The organism is Inquilinus sp. (assembly GCF_057815775.1).
Window position 1 is genome coordinate 1 of record NZ_JBYRFX010000687.1, and the last position, 2,315, is coordinate 2,315.

3 protein-coding genes are annotated in these 2,315 nt (G+C 68.8%); all 3 read right to left on the reverse strand.

The genetic code is table 11. The features are described from left to right. Positions 1-253, reverse strand: a 253-nt coding sequence (locus AC3XYG_RS23915) for a hypothetical protein (protein WP_489142368.1), incomplete at its 3' end; no start/stop codon positions are given. A gap of 10 nt (positions 254-263) precedes the next feature. Next, complete coding sequence (gene icmH / locus AC3XYG_RS23920; RefSeq protein ID WP_489142369.1) at positions 264-1,565, reverse strand: type IVB secretion system protein IcmH/DotU; 1,302 nt, start codon at positions 1,563-1,565, stop codon at positions 264-266. After that, on the reverse strand, positions 1,555-2,315 hold a 761-nt coding region (gene tagH / locus AC3XYG_RS23925), incomplete at its 5' end, for a type VI secretion system-associated FHA domain protein TagH (RefSeq protein ID WP_489142370.1). The genes icmH and tagH, both read right to left, overlap by 11 nt.

A 2,315-nucleotide genomic window follows, 5' to 3' on the forward strand; every position in this document is an offset into this window, starting at 1 on the left:
CGCCCTGTCCCAGAGCGGCCGACACGCGGGAGTTGATCATCTGCGTGCCGCGCTGACGGATCATCATGGTGCCGAAGTAGAAGGTCGGCATCAGGAAGGCGACGACCATCCGGCTGGCCGGGCTTTCGAGCGGCGTCACGCCGCCGATTGAAATCATCGGCCCGACCAGGAAGACGAGCGCGGCGAGCACCACGATGCCGAGCGCGACGAAGGCGTAGCGCGACAGCAGCAGGCCTTTGATGGTTTGAACCATTTGCGTCGCTCTACTTCGTCTTATTGATGATGACTTCGATCCGCCGGTTCAGCTGTCGGCCGTCGGCGGTATCGTTCGAGGCGATTGGTTCGCTCGAACCGCGCCCCTCCTCAGTGAGGCGCGCGGGATCGCTCATCTTGGACTGGATGATCTGGCCGACATTGGTCGCCCGGGCCACCGACAGGTGCCAGTTCGAGGGGAAGGCCAGGCTGTGGATCGGGGTCGTGTCGGTGTGGCCGGTCACCAGCACCGCGCCGGGCTGGTCGTTCAAGGCCTGGCCGATACGATCGAGCAGCGGCGTGAACGATGTGATGACGCTGGCGCTGCCGGATTCGAACATGCCGGCCCCCCGGATCAGCACGGTGATCGTCTGCGCGTCTTCCTTCACCGTCACCAGGCCCTCTCTGATCTCCGGTTCGAGGAAGCGCCGCAGCCGCTCGGATTGCTGGATGACGACGGGCGGCGGCGGCGGCGTCGCGACTCTGGCGAGGCTGACGGCCCCGTTGGGCGGCAAGGTGGCCAGCTGATCGAACAGGCCGTCGGACCGGCCGTTCAGGAGATAGGCGAGGCCGATATAGAGGCCGATGAGCAGGAGTGCCGTGACCGCGGCCGCGACCCAGGTCGGGATGATGTCGCCCGCCCACCGGCCGTCATTGGCGGCGCCGCGCCAGTGCGGAGAGATGTCGCGCTCGAACTCGCCGCGCGCAGCCCGGATCAGGCGATAGAGATCCTCGCGCAGCACGGTGAGTTCGGAAGCGCCGCGCGCCGCGACCCGGTACTTGCCCTCGAAGCCGAGGCTGATGCAGTAGTAGAGCAGCTCCAGCAGATCGACATTGACGCCCGGATCCTTCTTCAGCTGCGTCAGCAGGTCGAAGAACCGATCGCCACCCCAGGTCTCGCTGAACAGCGAGCCCACCATGCTGCGCGTCGTCCAGATGCTGCGGCTGCCCCAGGGCGTGTTCAGCACGAGGTCGTCGACGGTCGCGCACAGCGCGTATTTGCTGGCCCGGATGGCGCGCGGCGCCAGGCCGAGCGGCGTCACCCGGCGTTCGAAGGCGTCGATCTCGCGCAACACCCGCAGCCGCAGGCCCTCGACATCGGCATGCGACGCGCTGGTCTTGAGCCGGACGCAGAGATCGAGCAGCGGCAGAGCGGCCGCCACCAGCGGGCTGAGCCGATCGACGCAGATCGATTCCCACAGCCGCTCCGAGGGCGACGTCGATGTCGATGCCGGCGTGGCCACAGACAGCCGGCCCCCGGGGTTGGGGCGCGGCGGTGGTGCCGAGGCGATGACCGTTTCGTCAGCCGACATCCACGTCTCTCCGTTCGTCCGGCAGCGACCCGCCCTGGGCAGTCTTGGGCGGCTCCGCCCGGACCCTGTCGTCCTCGGCATCGGACGGCTGGACGCCGGCGGATGCCGTGTTGTGCTGATAGGCCCGCACGAAGTCGCTGCCGAAGACCTCGCGCGCATTGTTGTCGAGCCCGGCGGTGACCTCGTCGAAGGCCGCCTTGTAGGCCTGCCATTGGCGGGCCGCTCGCCGCCGCGGCATCAGGCGCTCCGTCGCGGAGGGCGCACAGACCGCACGTTCGATCGTCTGGGGCGCCAGTTGCTGACAGACGCTCGCCAGCGCCGCCTGCATCGCCGCCACCATCGAGATCTGATGTTCCTTGATGTCGGTGAACGCCTGCGCGACCGCCTCGTCTGCGACGAGGAAGCCGGGGATGGTGGCGACCAGCAGGGCGATCAGTGCGTCATGGGGGTCGGCGACGAATTTGAGCGGGTTGTTCCGCGACCGGCCCAGCATCGTGCGCTCGACGCCGAAGCCTTCCTTCGTCGAGGTCCGCGCCGCCAGGATGTCGTGCAGGTTGGCCACCGACAGGCGCAGCGCCTGGCCGGCCCGCCGCATTACGGTCACCATATCGGCTGTGCCGCATTCGCGCTGGCTGAGGCCGCAGCCCTCGAGGAACGCGGCGATCGCCGCGCCCTCCTCCACCGTTCCGACCCGGCCGGCGGCAGGTGCGACCTGGGCAGGCGCGACGGGCGGCGGCGGGGGCGAAGGCG

What these genes read in the sequence shown, in the direction of transcription:
- icmH (WP_489142369.1), bottom strand. Translation starts at nt 1,565, where the DNA reads ATGTCGGCTGACGAAACGGTCATCGCCTCGGCACCACCGCCGCGCCCC.